Origin of the sequence: Streptomyces sp. NPDC000075 (genome assembly GCF_040301925.1) — a bacterium.
In the GTDB taxonomy this organism is placed as follows: Bacteria; Actinomycetota; Actinomycetes; order Streptomycetales; family Streptomycetaceae; genus Streptomyces; species Streptomyces polychromogenes.
In genome coordinates this window covers 71,118-88,293 of record NZ_JBEPFL010000036.1, presented here as the reverse complement: position 1 = coordinate 88,293, position 17,176 = coordinate 71,118, and the positions used below count along the sequence as shown (strand labels likewise).

General features: G+C 74.1%; 14 protein-coding genes. 2 read left to right on the top strand and 12 right to left on the bottom strand.

Annotated elements, in window-relative coordinates; genetic code table 11:
* The 11 genes from ABT403_RS31795 to ABT403_RS31745 form a co-directional block, all read right to left on the bottom strand.
* Positions 1 to 1,073 (bottom strand): homocysteine S-methyltransferase family protein (locus ABT403_RS31795; protein ID WP_351650387.1); only part of this gene is annotated, 1,073 nt, incomplete at its 3' end.
* 1 nt (position 1,074) lies between these two features.
* On the bottom strand, positions 1,075 to 2,058 hold the full coding sequence (locus ABT403_RS31790) for a carbohydrate kinase family protein (protein WP_344155427.1): 984 nt from the start codon (positions 2,056 to 2,058) through the stop codon (positions 1,075 to 1,077).
* 1 nt (position 2,059) lies between these two features.
* Complete coding sequence (gene metK, locus ABT403_RS31785) at positions 2,060 to 3,268, bottom strand: methionine adenosyltransferase (RefSeq protein WP_344155424.1); 1,209 nt, start codon at positions 3,266 to 3,268, stop codon at positions 2,060 to 2,062.
* Positions 3,265 to 4,032, bottom strand: coding sequence for a 4'-phosphopantetheinyl transferase superfamily protein (locus ABT403_RS31780; protein WP_344155422.1), 768 nt, complete (start codon positions 4,030 to 4,032; stop codon positions 3,265 to 3,267). The genes metK and ABT403_RS31780 overlap by 4 nt, the downstream gene beginning before the upstream one ends.
* A 1-nt stretch (position 4,033) precedes the next feature.
* On the bottom strand, positions 4,034 to 4,900 hold the full coding sequence (locus ABT403_RS31775; protein ID WP_344155419.1) for a class-II aminoacyl-tRNA synthetase family protein: 867 nt from the start codon (positions 4,898 to 4,900) through the stop codon (positions 4,034 to 4,036).
* Positions 4,901 to 4,934: 34 nt separating this feature from the next.
* A complete protein-coding gene (locus tag ABT403_RS31770; protein WP_344155416.1) occupies positions 4,935 to 5,828 on the bottom strand; it encodes a diiron oxygenase in 894 nt (297 codons plus the stop codon).
* A 62-nt stretch (positions 5,829 to 5,890) separates the two neighbouring features.
* Entirely contained in the window at positions 5,891 to 6,937 is a 1,047-nt protein-coding gene (locus ABT403_RS31765) for a class I SAM-dependent methyltransferase (RefSeq protein WP_344155414.1), read from the bottom strand.
* Positions 6,934 to 7,773, bottom strand: coding sequence for a class I SAM-dependent methyltransferase (locus ABT403_RS31760; protein WP_344155412.1), 840 nt, complete (start codon positions 7,771 to 7,773; stop codon positions 6,934 to 6,936). The genes ABT403_RS31765 and ABT403_RS31760 overlap by 4 nt, the downstream gene beginning before the upstream one ends.
* Positions 7,774 to 7,845: 72 nt before the next feature.
* Positions 7,846 to 8,352, bottom strand: a complete 507-nt coding sequence (locus tag ABT403_RS31755; protein WP_344155410.1) for a MaoC family dehydratase — start codon at positions 8,350 to 8,352, stop codon at positions 7,846 to 7,848.
* Between the two features lie 65 nt (positions 8,353 to 8,417).
* Positions 8,418 to 9,608, bottom strand: coding sequence for a trans-sulfuration enzyme family protein (locus ABT403_RS31750; protein ID WP_344155407.1), 1,191 nt, complete (start codon positions 9,606 to 9,608; stop codon positions 8,418 to 8,420).
* A 102-nt stretch (positions 9,609 to 9,710) separates the two neighbouring features.
* Positions 9,711 to 11,168 (bottom strand): MFS transporter, encoded by a 1,458-nt coding sequence (locus ABT403_RS31745; protein ID WP_344155404.1) that lies wholly within the window; start codon positions 11,166 to 11,168, stop codon positions 9,711 to 9,713.
* A 254-nt stretch (positions 11,169 to 11,422) separates the two neighbouring features.
* On the opposite strand from ABT403_RS31745, the gene ABT403_RS31740 reads away from it, so the two are divergent.
* Positions 11,423 to 13,984, top strand: a complete 2,562-nt coding sequence (locus ABT403_RS31740; RefSeq protein WP_344155401.1) for a molybdopterin-dependent oxidoreductase — start codon at positions 11,423 to 11,425, stop codon at positions 13,982 to 13,984.
* Entirely contained in the window at positions 13,981 to 14,979 is a 999-nt protein-coding gene (locus ABT403_RS31735; protein ID WP_344155398.1) for an FAD binding domain-containing protein, read from the top strand. The genes ABT403_RS31740 and ABT403_RS31735 overlap by 4 nt, the downstream gene beginning before the upstream one ends.
* Here ABT403_RS31735 and ABT403_RS31730 read toward each other — a convergent pair.
* Entirely contained in the window at positions 14,951 to 17,116 is a 2,166-nt protein-coding gene (locus ABT403_RS31730; RefSeq protein WP_425580145.1) for an FUSC family protein, read from the bottom strand. The genes ABT403_RS31735 and ABT403_RS31730 overlap by 29 nt on opposite strands.
* Positions 17,117 to 17,176: the final 60 nt, after the last annotated feature.

Sequence of the window (17,176 nt, the reverse complement as noted above, 5' to 3'; positions counted from 1 at the left end):
TCCAGCATCGCCTCACGGAACTTCTTCGACCCGTTCGCGTTCGTCCGCTCACCGATCGCCATGTACGAGGTGTCCTGCCGGAACGGCACCGTCTGATACAGCGACGCCGCACCCGGCTCCGGGTCAGGAGTCCGGGCCACCACACCCGCCCCGCGCACCCGCTCCACGACCTGCCGCAAGTGCTCGGGCGTCGTACCGCAGCAGCCGCCGACCAGCGACAGCCCGTACTCGCGGACGAAGGTCTCCTGCGCGTCGGCCAGCTCGACTGCCGACAGGGGGTAGTGCGCGCCCTGCTTCGTCAGCACCGGCAGACCCGCGTTCGGCATGCACGAGAGCGGGATACGGGCGTTGCGCGCCAGATACCGCAGGTGCTCGCTCATCTCCGCCGGACCCGTCGCGCAGTTCAGACCGATCATGTCGATCCCCAACGGCTCCAACGACGTCAGCGCCGCACCGATCTCCGAACCCAGCAGCATCGTGCCGGTCGCCTCCACCGTGACCTGCACGATCAGGGGGAGGTCCTCCGTCCCGCACCACTCCAGTGCGCGCCGCGCGCCGATGACGGCGGCCTTCGTCTGGAGGAGGTCCTGGGTGGTCTCGACGAGAAGGGCGTCCGCGCCACCGCGGATCAGCCCCTCCGCGTTCTCCTGGTAGGCCTCGCGCAGGCGGTCGTAGGCGATGTGCCCGAGGGTGGGGAGCTTGGTGCCCGGGCCCATGGAGCCCAGGACCCAGCGGGGCCGGCCGTCGGCCGCCGTGAAGGCGTCCGCGGACTCGCGGGCGATGCGGGCGCCGGCCTCGGAGAGCTCGTAGATCCGGTCCTCGACCCCGTACTCGGCGAGTGCGGCCAGGTTGGTGCCGAAGGTGTTGGTCCCGACGCAGTCCACGCCCACCGCGAAGTAGGCGTCGTGCACCGCCCGGACGATGTCGGGGCGGGTGGCGTTGAGGATCTCGTTGCAGCCCTCCAGCCCCAGGAAGTCGTCCATCGTGGGGTCGGCGGCCTGGAGCATCGTGCCCATCGCCCCGTCCGCGACCACCACGCGGGTCGCGAACTCCTCCCTCAGTGACCGTCTCATCTCATTCCAGTCCCCTCAGGTGTTCGGACAGTTCCGCCTCGCTCCGCGGCCCGTAGGCGTCGCGCAGCCGGGCCAGCAGTGCCTCGCGGGTCAGCCGGTACTCCTGGGTGCCGGCGTGGTCGAGGACGGTGGCCGCGACCGCGCAGCCCAGCTGGGCCGCGTGTTCCTCGGGTACGCCCCAGGCCACTGCGGCGAGGAAGCCGGCCCGGAAGGCGTCGCCGACGCCCGTGGGGTCGACGACCCGCGTGACGGGCACCGCCGCCACGGTCAGGGGTTCGCCGTCCGCGGTGCGGATCCGTACGCCGTCCTCGCCGCGGGTGGTGACCCAGGAGCCGACCCGGCGCAGGATCTGCTCCTCGGTGAGCCCGGCGCGCTCGCAGAGCAGGGCGGACTCGTACTCGTTGGTGAACAGCCGCGTGGCGCCGTCGATCAGCTCCAGCACCTCGTCCCCAGTGAGCCGGGCGAGCTGCTGGGAGGGGTCGGAGGCGAAGGGCAGGCCCAGTGCGCGGCAGGCGCGGGTGTGGCGGAGCATCGCCTGCGGGTCGTCCGGGGAGACGAGAACCAGGTCGGGGCGGCCGGCGCGGGCGACGACCTCGTGCAGGTCGATCTCCCGGGCCTCGGCCATCGCGCCCGCGTAGAAGGTCGCGATCTGGTTCTGCTCCTGGTCTGTGGTGCAGACGAACCGGGCCGTGTGGAGGGTGTCGCTGACGCGTACGGAGTCGGTGTCCACCCCGTGGTCCTTGAGCCACACCCGGTACGGCTCGAAGTCCCCGCCCACCGCGCCCACCAGCAGGGGGCTCAGTCCCAGCACGCCCAGTCCGAAGGCGATGTTCGCCGCCACCCCGCCGCGCCGCACGTCCAGGTGGTCGGCGAGGAAGGAGAGGGAGACCCGGTCCAGCCGGTCCGCCAGCAGCTGCTCGGCGAACCGGCCGGGGAAGGTCATCAGGTGATCGGTCGCGATGGAACCCGTGACAGCGATCCGCATGTCAGATCCCGGCTGCCTTGCGCAGCGCGTGCACGCGGTCGGTGCGCTCCCAGGTGAAGTCGGGGAGTTCGCGGCCGAAGTGACCGTACGCGGCGGTCTGCGCGTAGATGGGCCGCAGCAGGTCCAGGTCGCGGACGATCGCGGCGGGGCGGAGGTCGAAGACGGCCGAGATCGCCTCCTGGATCCGCGCGTCGGGCAGGCTGCCGGTGCCGAAGGTCTCCACGAAGAGGCCGACGGGCTCGGCCTTGCCGATCGCGTACGCGACTTGCACCTCGCAGCGCGAGGCCAGCCCGGCGGCGACGACGTTCTTGGCGACCCAGCGCATCGCGTACGCGGCGCTGCGGTCCACCTTCGACGGGTCCTTGCCCGAGAAGGCGCCTCCGCCGTGGCGGGCCATACCGCCGTAGGTGTCGATGATGATCTTGCGGCCGGTCAGGCCGGCGTCGCCCATCGGGCCGCCGATCTCGAAGCGGCCGGTCGGGTTGACCAGCAGCCGGTAGCCCTCGGTGTCCAGCTTGATGCCGTCCTCGGCGAGCTGCTTCAGGACGTGCTCGACCACGTGGTCGCGGATGTCCGGGGTGAGCAGCGCGTCCAGGTCGATGTCCGCGGCGTGCTGGGTGGAGACGACGACCGTGTCGAGGCGTACGGCCTTGTCGCCGTCGTACTCGATGGTGACCTGGGTCTTGCCGTCGGGGCGCAGGTAGGGGACCGTGCCCTCCTTGCGGACCTGGGTCAGGCGGCGGGAGAGCCGGTGCGCGAGGTGGATCGGCAGCGGCATCAGCTCGGGGGTCTCGTCGCAGGCGTAGCCGAACATCAGGCCCTGGTCGCCGGCGCCCTGCTTGTCGAGCTCGTCCTCGTCGCCCTCGACCCGGGACTCGTACGCCGTGTCCACGCCCTGGGCGATGTCCGGGGACTGGGCCCCGATGGACACCGACACGCCGCAGGAGGCGCCGTCGAAGCCCTTCTTCGAGGAGTCGTAGCCGATGTCCAGGATGGCGCCGCGGACGAGTTCGGCGATCGGCGCGTACGCGGTGGTGGTGACCTCGCCGGCGATGTGCACCTGGCCGGTGGTCAGGAGGGTCTCGACGGCGACGCGGCTGGCCGGGTCCTCGCGCAGCAGGGCGTCGAGGATGGTGTCGCTGATCCGGTCGGCGATCTTGTCGGGGTGGCCCTCGGTGACCGACTCGGAGGTGAAGAGGCGCTTGCTCATGCCTTCACCTCGGCGGCGAAGAAGTGGGTGGCGATGGCGTCGAGGGTGCGGATCTCGTCGACCTCCAGGGTCTCCATCTGGATCGCGCGGCCGCTGTGCTGTTCGAGCACGAAGACGAACTCGACGAAGGACAGGGAGTCGATCATCCTGGTCTCGATGAGGTCGAGGTCGGAGGGGATGTCGTCCAGTTCCTCGTGGCGGGCGAGGAGCCAGTTCTTCACGAGCTGCAGGCCGTCGGACATGGGGTCTCTCCTTGAAGTGCGGTGTTCTGCTGAGGTGGTGGGCCCGGTCCCGGCGGGGGCCGGGTCCGGGGCGGGGGCCGGTGCGGGGCGGTCCGGCGGGTCGGGCTCCAGGAGCGGGGCGGCGACCGCCACCGCGTAGTCCACGTCGTGGCTGATCGACACCGTCATGCCGGTGATGCCGGAGTCGGCGGCCATGCCGGCCGCCGCCCCGCGGAGTTCCACGAGGGGCCAGCCGCCTTCGGAGCGCCGTACGACGATGTCCCGCCAGGGCAGGACCGCGGCGCGGACGCGGAGGGTCTTGAAGGCCGCCTCCTTGGCCGCGATCCGCCCGCACAGGCTCAGTACGTCGAGCCGGGCGGAGGTGTGGCAGTCGGCGAGTTCGCCGGGGGTGAGCATGCGCTGGAAGAAGTCCTCGCCGTACTGGACGAGCAGCCGGCGGACGCGGTCGACGGACACGATGTCCATGCCGAGGTTCGCCCAGCCCGGGCCGCCCGCCGGCGGGGCGACGGGGAGGGTCGGCACGTCAGATCGCCGGCCCCGCCGCGTTCGCGCTCAGGACGGCGGCGGTCGCCGCGGCCCAGCTGCCGTGGCGTCGGGTGAGCGCGGACAGCCAGCGCTCCAGGCCGAAGGCGACGCAGCTGGTGAAGGCCGGTCCCGCGCCGGAGGCGAGGGGGATGTCGCAGCGGTCGCCGAAGAAGTTGCGGTGGGTGTTGACCGAGGCGATCGCGAGGTCCTCGAAGAGGAACTCGTGCTTGACCGGGGTCAGGCGCTGGAGCACGGCCTTGGAGCTGCCCTTGTCGAAGAAGGGGTCGCAGGCGGCCTCCCGCTTCAGCGGCAGGTCCAGGGCCTCGGCGAAGGCGTTGATGCGCCGGGTGAAGCGGGCCAGGTGCTCCTGGGCGTGCTCGTGGGTGCCGATGGCGACGATCTCCCGCATGCGGAAGCCGAGCTGGCGGCGCAGGCCCTCGTAGTGCGCCTCCTTGCGGAAGCACCAGCCGACCACGGTGACGAGCTCGTCGTCGGCGGCCGGGCGGCCCTGGTGGTCGATGTAGACGGCGTAGCAGGACGCGGAGGGCAGGCCGAGGGCGGCCGGCTCCAGCGCGTCGCAGGGGAAGCAGCCGGTGTCGGTACAGAACTCGCTGCTGTCCCTGACGTCCAGGTTCAGCGGGGCGGCGACGACGGCCTGGTGGGGGAAGTTGTCGTAGTAGTCGAGCCGGGCCAGGTCGGCGGCCGGCAGCAGCGGGGGCATCGTCATCGAACGGGCCCCCGCGTGCACCCCCCAGCTCTCGAAGGTGTCGTCGAGGAGCCGCAGCAGGGCGGTGCCCTCGGGGCCGAGCGACGGCAGGCCCCGGGTGTCTGGGGTGGTGGTGGTCTGGACGGTCGTGACGCTCATGGGGGTGTCACCTCTCCGGCGGCGGGGGGCCCTCTCAGACGACGGGCAGGACGTCGTCCGTGAAGATCCCGGTCTTCAGGAAGAAGCCGAGCGGCTTGCGGATGGCCTTGCGCTCGTGGGGGCGGCGGCGCTCGTCGGCGACGAGGGCGTTGCGCAGACCGATCGGGTCGGCGATGCCGGCGTCCCGGTAGACGTGGGGGTTGTACAGGGAGTTGATGCTGTAGACCACGTAGCGCTTGAGGTAGGCCTCGACCTCGGCGACGCGGGCGGCGGGGACGGCCTCCTTCATGCGGGAGAAGAGGAGGGAGACCAGCTCGCGGCCGAAGGCGATGTGGCGGGACTCGTCCTGGTGGTGGATGCGGTTGACCTCGCGGATGGTGTGGCACAGCGACTCGTCGCGCGCCATCCGCGTGTTGTAGTGGTCGACCAGCTCCTCGAAGAACAGGATCCGGGAGAAGACGAGGAAGTTCTCGACCTCGGGCTCCCAGGCGGAGTCGGCGCGCAGGGCGGTGGAGCCGTAGATCTTGTCGCCGTAGCGGCGGCAGAACTCGGCGAAGAACCACATGTGCTCGTTCTCCTCACCGATGAAGTGGTGGAAGAAGTCCGAGGGCACTTCGAAGCCGGGCATGTGGATGCGGCCGACGACCTCGATGAGCAGCTCGCGGATGCCGTGCACGTTGAGGCTGTAGAAGTTGATGCTCTCCCACTTCGAGAGGCGCTGGAGGGTCTCCTCGCCGAGCTCGTCGTAGAAGGGGGTCCCGTAGACGGTGAGCAGCTCGGGGGTCATCCACATGCGGCCCTCGTCGAGCTTCTCGGGCCAGTCGAACTGCTGGTACGGGTTGTAGTACTCCTCGATGGAGCGGGAGCTCAGGCGCTCCAGGACTTCCAGGAACCGGTCGTTGACCGGCAGGGGGGCGCTGACGCCCATGGTGACTCCTCGGGGTGGTGGTGACGGCGGGGCGTGCGGGCCCCGGGCCGGCGGGCCGGGTGCTACGGGCGGACCTCGTAGACGGCGTTGACCGGGGTCTCGGTCGCGCGGCGCCAGCGGCTGAAGCCGGCCTCTTCGGCGATGGCGCGGAAGGCCTGCTCGCCGGAGTGGTTGCCGAGGGCGTGGGGGCCGTGCTGGGCGACGGCCACGGGCAGGCACATCACGGCGGAGAGCGCCATGAACATGCGGGCGGCCGGGGTCTGCGTGTCGATGTCCTCGGGCGAGACGTTCGACTCGACGAGCATCCAGGTGCCGTCGGCGTCCAGGGACTTGTGCACGTGCCGGGCGGCGGAGACCGGGTCGCCCATGTCGTGCAGGGCGTTGAAGAAGGTGACCAGGTCGTAGCCGGTGCCGGGGTAGTCGTCGGCGGAGGCGACCTCGAAGACGACGCGGTCGGAGAGGCCGGCCTCCTCGGCGAGGCCGCGGGCGATGGCGATGGCCTCTTCGGAGTAGTCGAAGCCGTGGACGGTCGCCTGCGGGAAGGCCTTCGCGATGAGCAGGGTGGTGTGGCCGACGCCGCAGCCGACGTCGGCGACGGTGCCGCCGGCGGCCAGCTTGCCGGTGACGCCGGTGAGGGAGGGCAGCCAGTCCGGGACGAGGCGGTGCTCGTAGGTGGGCTGGAAGAAGCTGCCCATGCCGGTGTCGAGGGCCGGGTCGTGGTCGGCCCAGCCGACGCCGTCGCCGGTGCGGTAGGCCTCGACGAGGAGGTCCTCGGTGCCGTAGAGGGCCTTGAGGGCGGTGAAGAAGCCGGCGGCGAAGGTGATCGCGTTCGGGTCGGCCAGCACCGGGGCGTGGTCGGCGGGCAGGGAGTACGCGCCGGTGCCCGGGTCGCGCTCGACGTACCCGGCGCTCAGCTGGGCGTGCAGCCACTCCTCGGCGTACCGGGTGTTGATCCCGGTGTGCCCGGCGAGGCCGGCCGGGGTGAGGGGGCCGGCCTCGGCGAGGGCGCGGTAGAGGCCCAGGCGTTCGCCGAGGGCGACGGTCAGGCCGCGTACGGCGGCGCCGGCGTCGCTGATGACGCGCTGGTGGAAGTCGTGGGTGGCGCTCATGCCGCTCTCACCTCGGTGGTCGGGAGGTCGCAGGTGAACAGGAAGGACCTGGGGACGCGCGGGACGCTGCGCGCGGGGACGGGGTAGGGCCAGCGGCCGAAGTCGGCGCCGTCCTCGCCGGGCTGGCGGACCTCGCGGACGTCCCAGCCGCAGTCGGTGAGGAGCTGCTCGGGGGTCTCGGTGCCGAACAGCCAGGGGTTGCCGTCCTCTTCCAGGCTCTTCAGGAAGGGGCGGGAGAGCGGGTTCTCCAGCGCGGACTTGCTGATGACGTCGCCGAGCAGGACCGAGCCGGGCGCGGAGTGTCCGGCCAGGGTGGAGATCAGGTTGCGGACGGCGAGCTCGGGGAGGAAGAAGAGGAGGCCCTCGACGACCCACAGCACGGGCTGGTCGGCGCGCCAGCCGGCTTCCTTCAGGGGTCCGGTCCAGTCCTGGGTGAGGTCGACGGGGACGGCGACGCGGCTGCGGCCGGCCGGCTGGGCCTCGCCGGCCAGCATCTCGGCCTTGGCCTCCAGGAGGGCGGGGCGGTCGAGTTCGTAGACGGTGACGCCGTCGGGCCAGGGCAGCCGGTAGAAGCGGGTGTCCATGCCGGCGGCGAGGAACACGACCTGGCGGATGCCGTGCTCCTCGACGGTGCGGACGATCTGCCGGTCCAGGTAGGTGGTGCGGATCGCGAGGAACGGCACGGTGCCGGCTCCGGCGTAACGTTCCAGCAGTTCGAAGCCGATGGTGTCGGCGACGGTGCGCGCGTACGGATCGGCGAACAGCCGGTCCTCGCGGTCGGTTTCCAGGGCTCGCGCTGCGGCGGTCCACTGGGCGGTGCGGGATACGGCCTCCACGGGAGGACTCCCTTTCACTTCGGCGGACGGGGAGGGGGGCGGGCGCGGGGCGGGGACCCGGGCCCGGCCTGGTCAGGCCAGGGAGTTCACGCGGACGACGGGGTCCTCCGCGGCGCAGGGGTGCGGCGCCGCGCAGGCGACGGGGCGGCGCCGGAAGATGCTGTGCAGGACCATGCTGAAGACGACGTTCCCCTCGGCGTCGGACAGCGTGCACTTGGGCTGGACGACCCCGGTGGCCGGGTTGAACGGCGAGGGGCGCGAGCCGAGGATCTCGACGCGCGCCGTGAGCACGTCGCCGGGGCGGACGGGCCGCAGGTAGCGGATCTCGTCGACGCCCGGCGAGCCGGTACAGGCGCTGTAGGCGAGCAGTCCGTCGACGTAGCGGCGCATGAACATCGAGGCGCTGTGCCAGCCGCTGGCGATGAGGCCGCCGAAGGGGCTCTGTTCGGCGAGCTCCGGGTCGGTGTGGAAGGGCTGCGGGTCGAAGCGCCGGCCGAACTCCAGCACCTCCTCCGTCGTGACGGTGATGGTCCCCAGCTCGTGGACGTCACCGGTCCGGAAGTCCTCGAAATAGCGCATCACGCGCCCCCCTTGACGTAGAGGAGTGGTTTTCTCTGGCGTGAACCAATCTACGAATCAGGCGCTTATTTTGTCAACCCAAAAGAAGACCGCAGCGCCTGTTCAGCGTCCTGCCAGAGGTCCTCCGGGTCCTCGATACCGACGGACATCCGCACCAGGCCCGGCCCGATCCCGGCGCGCGCCAACGCGCCCTCGTCCAGCTCCCGGTGGGAGGTGCTGGCAGGATGCGTGACCAGCGTCTCCACTCCCCCCAGGGAGAGCGCCAACCGTGCGAGGCGGACCCCCTCGACGAAGGCGCGGCCCGCCTCCCGGCCGCCGTGCAGCTCGAAGGAGAGCAGCCCGCCGCCACCGGAGAGCACCTTGCGCGCCATGGCGTACGAGGGGTGCGTTCCCAGCCACGGCCAGTGGACGGCCGCCACCGCCGGATGGGCCGCCAACCGCTCGGCGAGGAGGCCCGCGTTGGCGCAGTGCTCGCGCATCCGTAGCGGCAGCGTGGCGATGCCGCGCAGGGTCAGCCAGACGGCGAACGGGTCCGCGCTGGCGCCGAGTTCGACCGTGCGCGGCCAGACCTCCCGGCGTACGGCGTCGTCCGCGAACACGGCGGCGCCGCCCAGGACGTCGGAGTGGCCCGCGAGGTACTTGGTGGTGGAGTGGAGCACGATGTCGGCGCCGTGCTCGATGGGCCGGCACAGCACGGGCGAGGCCAGGGAGTTGTCCACGGCGCTGAGCACGCCCAGGCGCCGGGCCGCCGCCAGCAGGCCGGGCAGGTCCGGGACCTGGCCGGTGGGGTTGGCGATGGTCTCCAGGACGAGCAGCCGGGTGCGCGGCCCGGCGAGCGCCTCGAACTCCCCGGCGTCGTCACCGCCGATGTAGTCGACCCGGACCCCGTAGCGCTCCGCCAGGTCGTTCAGCGCCGCGTACGTCCCCCCGTACAGGCAGCGCTGCGCGATCACCTGGTCGCCGGGGCGCAGCAGGGCGAGCAGGACCCCGCTGATGGCGCCCATCCCGGAGGCGAAGGCGATGGCCGAGGCCCCGCCCTCCAGTCCGGCGAGGGTGCGTTCCAGGGCGCGCACGGTGGGGTTGCCGCGGCGGCTGTAGACGTAGTCCCCGTCGGGTCCGGCCATGGCCCGGGCCAGATCGTCGGCGGAGTCGAAGGCGAAGGCGGAGGACTGGACGAGCGGTACGGACAGGGGCCGGCTCGCCGGGACTTCGAGCTCGTGGGCCACGTGCACGGCCCGGGTGCGGATGTCCTTCATCGGGGTCTGCCTTTCTCGTTCGGGTACGGAAAAGGGGCCGCCCGACGTCCGGGGAGGACGTCGGGCGACCCCTGGGGTGAGCGCGGGGCCGTCCCCCGTACGTCAGACCCCCGCCGTCTGGCCGCGCGGCGCCGGGGCGTCCGCGGCCGGGGCGGCGGCGGCCGCGGCCGCGGCGACGGCCTTGTCGCTCTTCATGGCGAGGAGCGTGACCACCGCGCCGACGGCGGCGATGACGGCGGCGGCGATGAAGGCGGAGCTGAACCCGTCGGTGAGGGCGGGCAGGTCGCCCAGTTCACCGGCGCCCTGGGTGGTGGCGAGGGCGGTCAGCGCGGCCAGGCCGAGGGCCGAGCCCACGTTGTAGGTGGTGTTGACGATGCCGGAGGCCAGGCCGGCCTGCTCCTGCGGGGCGCCGGACATCGAGGCGATCATCGCCGGGATGTAGGCGAGCGCCATGCCGAGCGCGGCGACGAGCGAGGCGGGCAGGACGTCGACCAGGAAGGTACCGGTCGGCTCGACGGCGGACAGCCAGACCAGGCCGAGGGCGAGGGCCAGCAGGCCGGCGACGATCAGCGGCTTCGCCCCGAAACGGCCCATGAGGCGGGCGGTGATGGCCGTCATGAAGATCATCAGCAGGATGGTCATCGGGAGCAGGGCCGCGCCGGAGGCGAAGGCGCCGTAGCCGAGCACCTGCTGGAGGTAGAGGTTGAGGAAGTACCACATCGGGATCCAGGCCGCGCCGAGCAGGGTCATGGCGAGGTTGCCCGAGCCCAGCCGCGGGATGCGCCAGACGCTGAGCGGCATGAGCGGTTCGCGGATGGCCTTCTGGATCACGAAGAAGAGGACGAGGAGGACGGCGGCGCCGATCAGCTCCAGCACGGTGGCGGTGGATCCCCAGCCGGCCTCGGGGGCGCGGACGACGGCGAAGACGGCGAGCGCGAGACCGGCGGTCACGGCGATGGCGCCGAGGACGTCCACGGAGCCGCGGCGGGACTGGACCGCGGGCAGCATCTTCGTCAGGGCGAGGGTGATCACGCCGATCGGGACGTAGATGATGAAGCACCAGGGCCAGCTCACCCATTCGGTGAACACGCCGCCGAGGAAGACGCCGGCGGTGCCGCCGGCGGGGGCGGCGGCACCGTACAGGGCCATCGCCTTGCCGAGCTCCTTCGGGTTGTGCCCGAAGAGCATCATCAGGAGCGTCATCGCCGAGGGCGCGATCAGCGCGCCGCCGACTCCCTGGACGGCCCGGCCGGCGATCTCCACGGAGGCGCTCTGCGCGGCCGCCGCGAGCACCGAGCCCACGATCATGACCACCCAGCCGGTGGCGAAGATCTTGCGGGCGCCGAACAGGTCGGAGAGCCGCCCGCCGAGCAGCAGTAATCCGCCGAAGACGATGACGTAGGCGTTGAAGACCCACTGGAGCTCGCCCTGGGAGAAGCCCAGGTCCTTCTGCATCTCGGGGAGCGCCACCCCGATGATCGAGGTGTCCATGATCACCATGAACTGAGCGGCGGCAAGCACGCCAAGTGCCCACCAGCGCCGGGGATTGACGGTTGACATTGCCCTGGCCCTTCCTCTGTCGTATACCCCCAGGGGGTACCTTCGTGAGGGAAGTTAGCATACCCATGGGGGGTATGTAAGAGTGCGGTCGGGCGCTCGAGCCGGACTCGATCCGCGGGCTCCGCGCCCGTCACCCGCACGGCCCCGCCCCGGGCGCGGGCGCGCTGCGGCGGCCCCGGCGGCGGGATATCAAGGAGGGTGAAGGTGAGCGCGCGGGCCCGGCGGTCGCCACCCGGCCCGGAGGAGTGCGTCCCGTGGAGTTCGAGGTCAATGGCGTGCCGTACACGGCGGACGCGGACGACGACCCTGCGGCCGTGGAGGTGCTGCGCGACCGGCTCGGCCTGACCGGCACCAAGCTCGTCTGCGCGGGCGGGGTGTGCGGGGCCTGCACCGTCCAGGTCGACGGCGAACCCCGGGTCTCCTGCCTGACCCCCGCCACCCTCCTGGCCGGACGGCGCGTCACCACGGCCGAGGGGCTGGCCGGACACCCCGTCGCCCGCGCCTTCGCCGGACAGGACGCCCTCCAGTGCGGCTACTGCACCCCGGGGTTCGTGGTCGAGGCGGCGGCGTTCCACGACCGGTGGCGGGCCGATCACGGCCGCACCGCGCCCGGGCGCGAGCAGGTCGCCGACGCCCTGGCGGGCCACCTGTGCCGCTGCGGCGCCTACGAGCGGATCCTCGCCGCCGTGGCCGCCGCCTGCGCGGGCGAGTACGACGGTGAGCCCGGCCCCGCCACCGCTCCCCCGCGCGCCGAGGCCCCCGAGAAGGCCTGCGGCGCCGCCCGGTACACCACCGACCTGCGCCCCGACGGGCTGCTGGAGGGGGTGGTCATCCGCTCCCCGCACGCGCACGCCCTCGTCCGCTCCCTCGACGCCCGAGACGTCCCGCTGGTGCGGCTGCTGCCCGCCGACGGGGTGGTCCGCTACGTCGGCCAGCCCGTGGCCGCCGTGGCCGCCGCGACCCGCGCGGCGGCGAAGGCGGCCGCCGCGAAGGTCGTCGTGGACTACGAGGTCCGGCCGGCCGCCCTCGACCTGCGACGGGCCCGGACCGGCGAGGGACCGCTGGTCTACGCGGACAAGGCGGAGCGCAAGAAGGCGCCCAGCTCCGGCGAGGGCGGCATCGGACTGCCCGCCAAGTGGGAGGGCAACCGGCGGGGCCCGGTGAGCATGAACAAACGCGGCGGCGAGGCCGTGCGCCGGATCCTCAAGGCCCGCGCCAAGAGCCCCGACCGGGTGGTGGAGGGCCTGTACACCACCGCCGCGCAGAGCCACACCCCGCTGGAGCCGCACGCCGCCCTGGCCCACTGGAGCGGGGACACCCTGCGGCTGGAGGTGTCCACCCAGGCCGTCCAGCGGGTGGCGCGGCTGGCCGCCGAGCGCTGGGGCCTGCCCGCCGACCGGGTCGTCGCCAGCGCCCCGCACGTGGGCGGCGGCTTCGGCTCCAAGGTGGGGCTGACCACCGACGTCGTCGCCGCCGTGGAGCTCTCCCGGCTGTACGGCGCCCCCGTCCGCGTGGCCCTCGACCGCGACGAGGAGCTCACCGACGGCGGCTACCGCCCCGCCACCCGGATCCGGCTGGCCATGGCCGCCGACGCCGCCGGGGACCTCTCGGCCCTCGCCGTCGACGCCGAGAGCGACGGCGGGGTCTCCGTCGGCGGCACCGTGGCCGCGCTGGCCCGGTTCATGTACGGCCGCGCCCCGCGCCGGCTCCGCGACTTCGACACCGTCACCAACCGGCCCCCGGGCGCCCCCTTCCGCGGCCCCGGCGGCCCCCCGCTGTGCTGGGCGCTGGAACAGGCCGTCGACGAGATGGCCCACCTCCTCGGCCAGGACCCCATCGACCTGCGCCGCCGCTGGGACGGGAACTCCAAACGCCGCGCCCTGTACGACTGGGCGCAGGCGCTGCCCGTCTGGACGCGGACCCGGCGCGGCGGCACCGGCCGCTACCGGCGGGGCGTCGGCGTCGCCGCCGCCAACTGGCTCTACTTCGTCGACCCCGCCACCGAGGTCGAACTCACCGTCGAGGACGGCACGGTCGTCGCCCGCTGCGCCGTCCAGGACATGGGCACCGGCGCCCGCAGCGTCCTGCGGCGGGCCGTCGCCGACGGACTCGGCGTCGAGGAGCGGCGCGTCCGCGTCGAGATCGGGCTGAGCGGGGCCGTCCACGGCCCGATCTCCGGCGGCAGCCGCACCACCCCCTCCCTCGCCCCCGCCGCCCGCGACGCCGCCGAGCGGCTGCGCGCAGCGCTGGGCGGCGGCGACGTCGCCTCCCGGCTGGACTCCGCCCACGGCACCCGCGTCACCGGCAAACGCCCCCGCGACCACCGCGGCTTCGCCCTCCCCTTCACGCTGGGCGGCCTGGCCGTCGGCCGCGGCTTCACCGGCTCGGTGCAGGTCGCCGAGGTCGAGGTCGACACCCGGCTGGGCCAAACCCGGGCGCTGCGCGTGTGGAACGGCATCTCCGCCGGCCGCATCCACGAGGACCGCCTCGCCCGCAACCAGTGCGAGGGCGCCGTCGTCCAAGGCGTCGGCTACGCGCTGTACGAGGAGCGCCGCACCGACCCCGTCACCGGGCGGGTGCTGACCGAGAACCTGGAGGACTACCGCATCCCCGGCATCGGCGACACCCCCGAGATCACCGTCCACTTCCACCAGGAGGGGTTCGAGCACGTCCCCGGCGGCGGGGTCGGCCTCGGCGAGGTCGCGACCCTGCCCACCGCGGCCGCCCTGGCCAACGCCGTGTACGACGCCACCGGCTGGCGCCCGTACGACCTGCCCATCCGCCCCGACCGGCTCCTGGAAGGACTGCGCGCGTGAGCACCGAGCCCGCCCTCACCGACCTGTCGGCCGCCGTCCTGGCGCGCGGCGGGGAGCTGCGCGCCGGCGGCACCGACACCACCTCCCGGCAGCGCTCCGGCCTCTCCCCCGGCCCGTTCACCGACCTGTCCGGCGTCTCCCACCTGCGGGGATGCACCGCGCTGCCCGGCGGCGGGCTGCGCGTCGGCGCCCTGACCACCCTCGCCGAGCTGGCCCGCGACCCGCAGGTGCGGGACGGCTGGCCAGCCCTGGCGCTCGCGGCGGGGAGCGCCGCCACCCCGCAGGTCCGCGCCGCCGGGACGCTGGGCGGCAACCTGCTCCAGCGCAACCGCTGCTGGTACTACCGCAACCCGCACACCGCCTGCCTCCAGAAGGGCGGCACCGACTGCCCCGCCCGCGAGGGCGACCACCGCTACGGGGTGGTCGCCGGGGAGGGGCCCTGCGTCGCCCCGCACCCCTCCACCCTCGCCGTGGCCCTGCTCGCCTACGACGCCGAGGCCGAGGTGCACGGCGAGTCCCCGCGCCCCGTCGCCGCGCTGTACGGGGACGGGAGCCGGCTGCACGACGCCGACCACCTGCTCCCGCCCGGCCGGGTCCTCACCTCGGTCCGGCTGCCCGCCCCGCTGCCCGGCGAACGCGCCGCCTGCCACCGGGCCATCAGCCGGGCCCGCGCCGAATGGCCGCTGGTCGAGGCCGTCGCCCGGCTCGCGTTCCAGGGCTCCACCATCACCCGGGCCGCCGTCGCGGCGGGCGGGGTGGCCCGGGTCCCGCTGCGGCTGCCGGAGGTCGAGGAGGCCCTGACCGGCCGCGAGGCCGCCCCCGGCGTCCTCGCCGAGGCGGCCTCCACCGTCCTCGGGCGCTGCCGGCCCCTGCCGCACACCGGGTACAAGACCACCCTGTTCCGCGACACCGTCCTGGAGGCCCTGGAACGGGCGGCCGCCCCGGGTCCGCGCCCCGGGGCGCCGCTCACCGGGTCCCGCCCTCCGGGGCGGTGACCCGTTCCAGGTCGGTCATGAGCGAGTCCAGCCAGGAGACCGCCGCGTAGTAGCGGCGCGGGGCACCGGGCGGCTCCGCCGCGAACCCCCGGTACGCCGGGTCCCGCAGCGCCGGCACGGGCGGGCCGTCCCCGCCCGGGTCGAGGTGCGCCGAGACCAGCAGCATCCGCCCCGCCACCCGGTCCCCCAGCCCGGTCAGCCCCTCGGCCGGCTCCGGCCCCAGGGCGGCGGCGAACGGGGCGGGGGCGGCGGGCGGGGCCGTCAGCCGGTCCGCGCCCCACAAGGTGTGGTGGCCCGCCATCAGGGCCGCCTGCCAGTCGGGCCCCGCGGGGCGCGGGACGGCGGCCCCGAACCGCGCCGGCTCGCTCTGGAACTGCGCGTACGCCGACTCCGCCAGGATCAGCGCGTGCCGCAGCGACCGGTACCCGCGCCCGGCCACCGCGCCCTCCCCGACGGGGCCGGCGGCGACGGAGGCGCTGGTGGCGACCACGGTCTCGGCGGCCCGGCGCAGCAGGCCCGCCACCGCCCGCCCCAGCTCGTCATGGGCCCCCCGGGGCCAGGCGAGCAGCCCGAACGCGCCGCCGATCAGGCTGCCGATCAGCACGTCCAGCATCCGTACCCCGGCCAGCCGCCAGGTCGCCGGCGCCAGCTGCGCGAACACCATCGCCACCAGCACCGTGAACAGCCCCTGCGCCCAGCCCACGCCCCGCACCGGCCCCACCGTGAACGCGAAGAGCATCCACACCGGCAGGATCACGGCGTAGACCGCCGTGTGCGGGCCGACCACCGTGAGCACGGCCGCAGTGAGCAGGGCTCCGGCGAAGGTGCCGACGAGGGCCACGCGGATGGTGCCCCAGGTCTCGCCGACGGTGGTCCGGGTGAGGGAGAGGGTGGCCAGCATGGCCCAGAACCCGTGCGGCAGCGTGTCCAGCCCGGCGATCAGCCGGGCCGCCGCCAGCGCGAGGGCGATCCGCACCGCGTTCTGGAAGAACACCGACCGGCGCCCGGCGTGCCCCCGGATCCGGTGCCACCACAGCAGCGGCGCGGGCGTCCGGGCGTACCAGAACCGCCCCGGCAGCACCCGGTCCGCCGCCGTGCGGCCGCCCACGGCGAGGGAGGCGGCCGTGGCCATGGTGAGCGCGGCGTCCGCCACCTCCAGCGCCGCCGCGTCGCGGCGCAGCACGGCGGGGGCGGCGGGCCCGGCGGGGGCGGCGGCCAGCCTCGCCCGGGCCCGGGCGAGCTCCCCGTACGCGTCCCCGGATCCGGAGCCCGGTCCCGGGGCCTTCCCCGGGGCGGTACGGGGGCCCGTGCGCGGCGCCAGCTCGTCGGCGGTGTGCTCCGCGAGGCGTGCCACCCCGCGCAGTACCTCCCCGGTGCCGTCCGGCGGGCCGTGGAGCGCCGAGAGCCGGCTGAGCAGGGTCCGGGCGGCCAGGCCGGTGTGGGTCAGCGCCCGGTCGCGGACGCCGGGACCCGCGGGGCGGTCGGCCTCGGGCACCTTCAGCGAGCGCAGGCCCGTGCCGGCGGCGCGCGCCCGCCCGTCCGAGTCCGGGGAGAGGGCGTAGGGAGGCGCGGCGAGCTCCCGCGCGCAGTGCGCGGCGGTGCCGGCGGCGCGGGCCGCCAGCTCCCGGTAGGAGGGCGGCGCGGGCTCGGGGAAGAGGTACCGCTCCGCGAGGACCAGCAGCGCGAGCCCGGCGGTGGTGCCGATGAGCCGTGCGCCGAGCGAGTGCGGATCGTAGGGCGGGAAGGACGGCAGGATGTACAGAAGTTGCAGCCCGGGCCCGGCGCCGGCCGGACGCGGTCCGCCCACGGCCGCGAAGGCCAGCGCGAAGCCGATGACGAGCATCCCGGCGACCGCGCTCCAGGTGCGCACGGACAGGAAGGTGCCCACCACGACCAGCAGGAGGCAGACGGGGACGAGCCGCAGCACGGTGGCGGCCCGCTGCGGGCCCGTGCCGGGGATCCGCGACAGCCCGGCGAGGGCCACGGCGGAGAACAGGGCGTACGTGGCGGCGACGGGCGAGCCGAAGCCGTAGAGGAACAGGTAGAACCCGGCGGCGCCGACCAGCGCCACCCGTACCGCCCGGACCCCCGGGGCCGCGTAGGCCGCGGGTGGCCACCGTCTGGGCACAGCACCCATCCCCCCAGCATCACCCCCCTCCCGCGCCCCGGCACCACGGACCCCGGGCCCGCGCGCCGG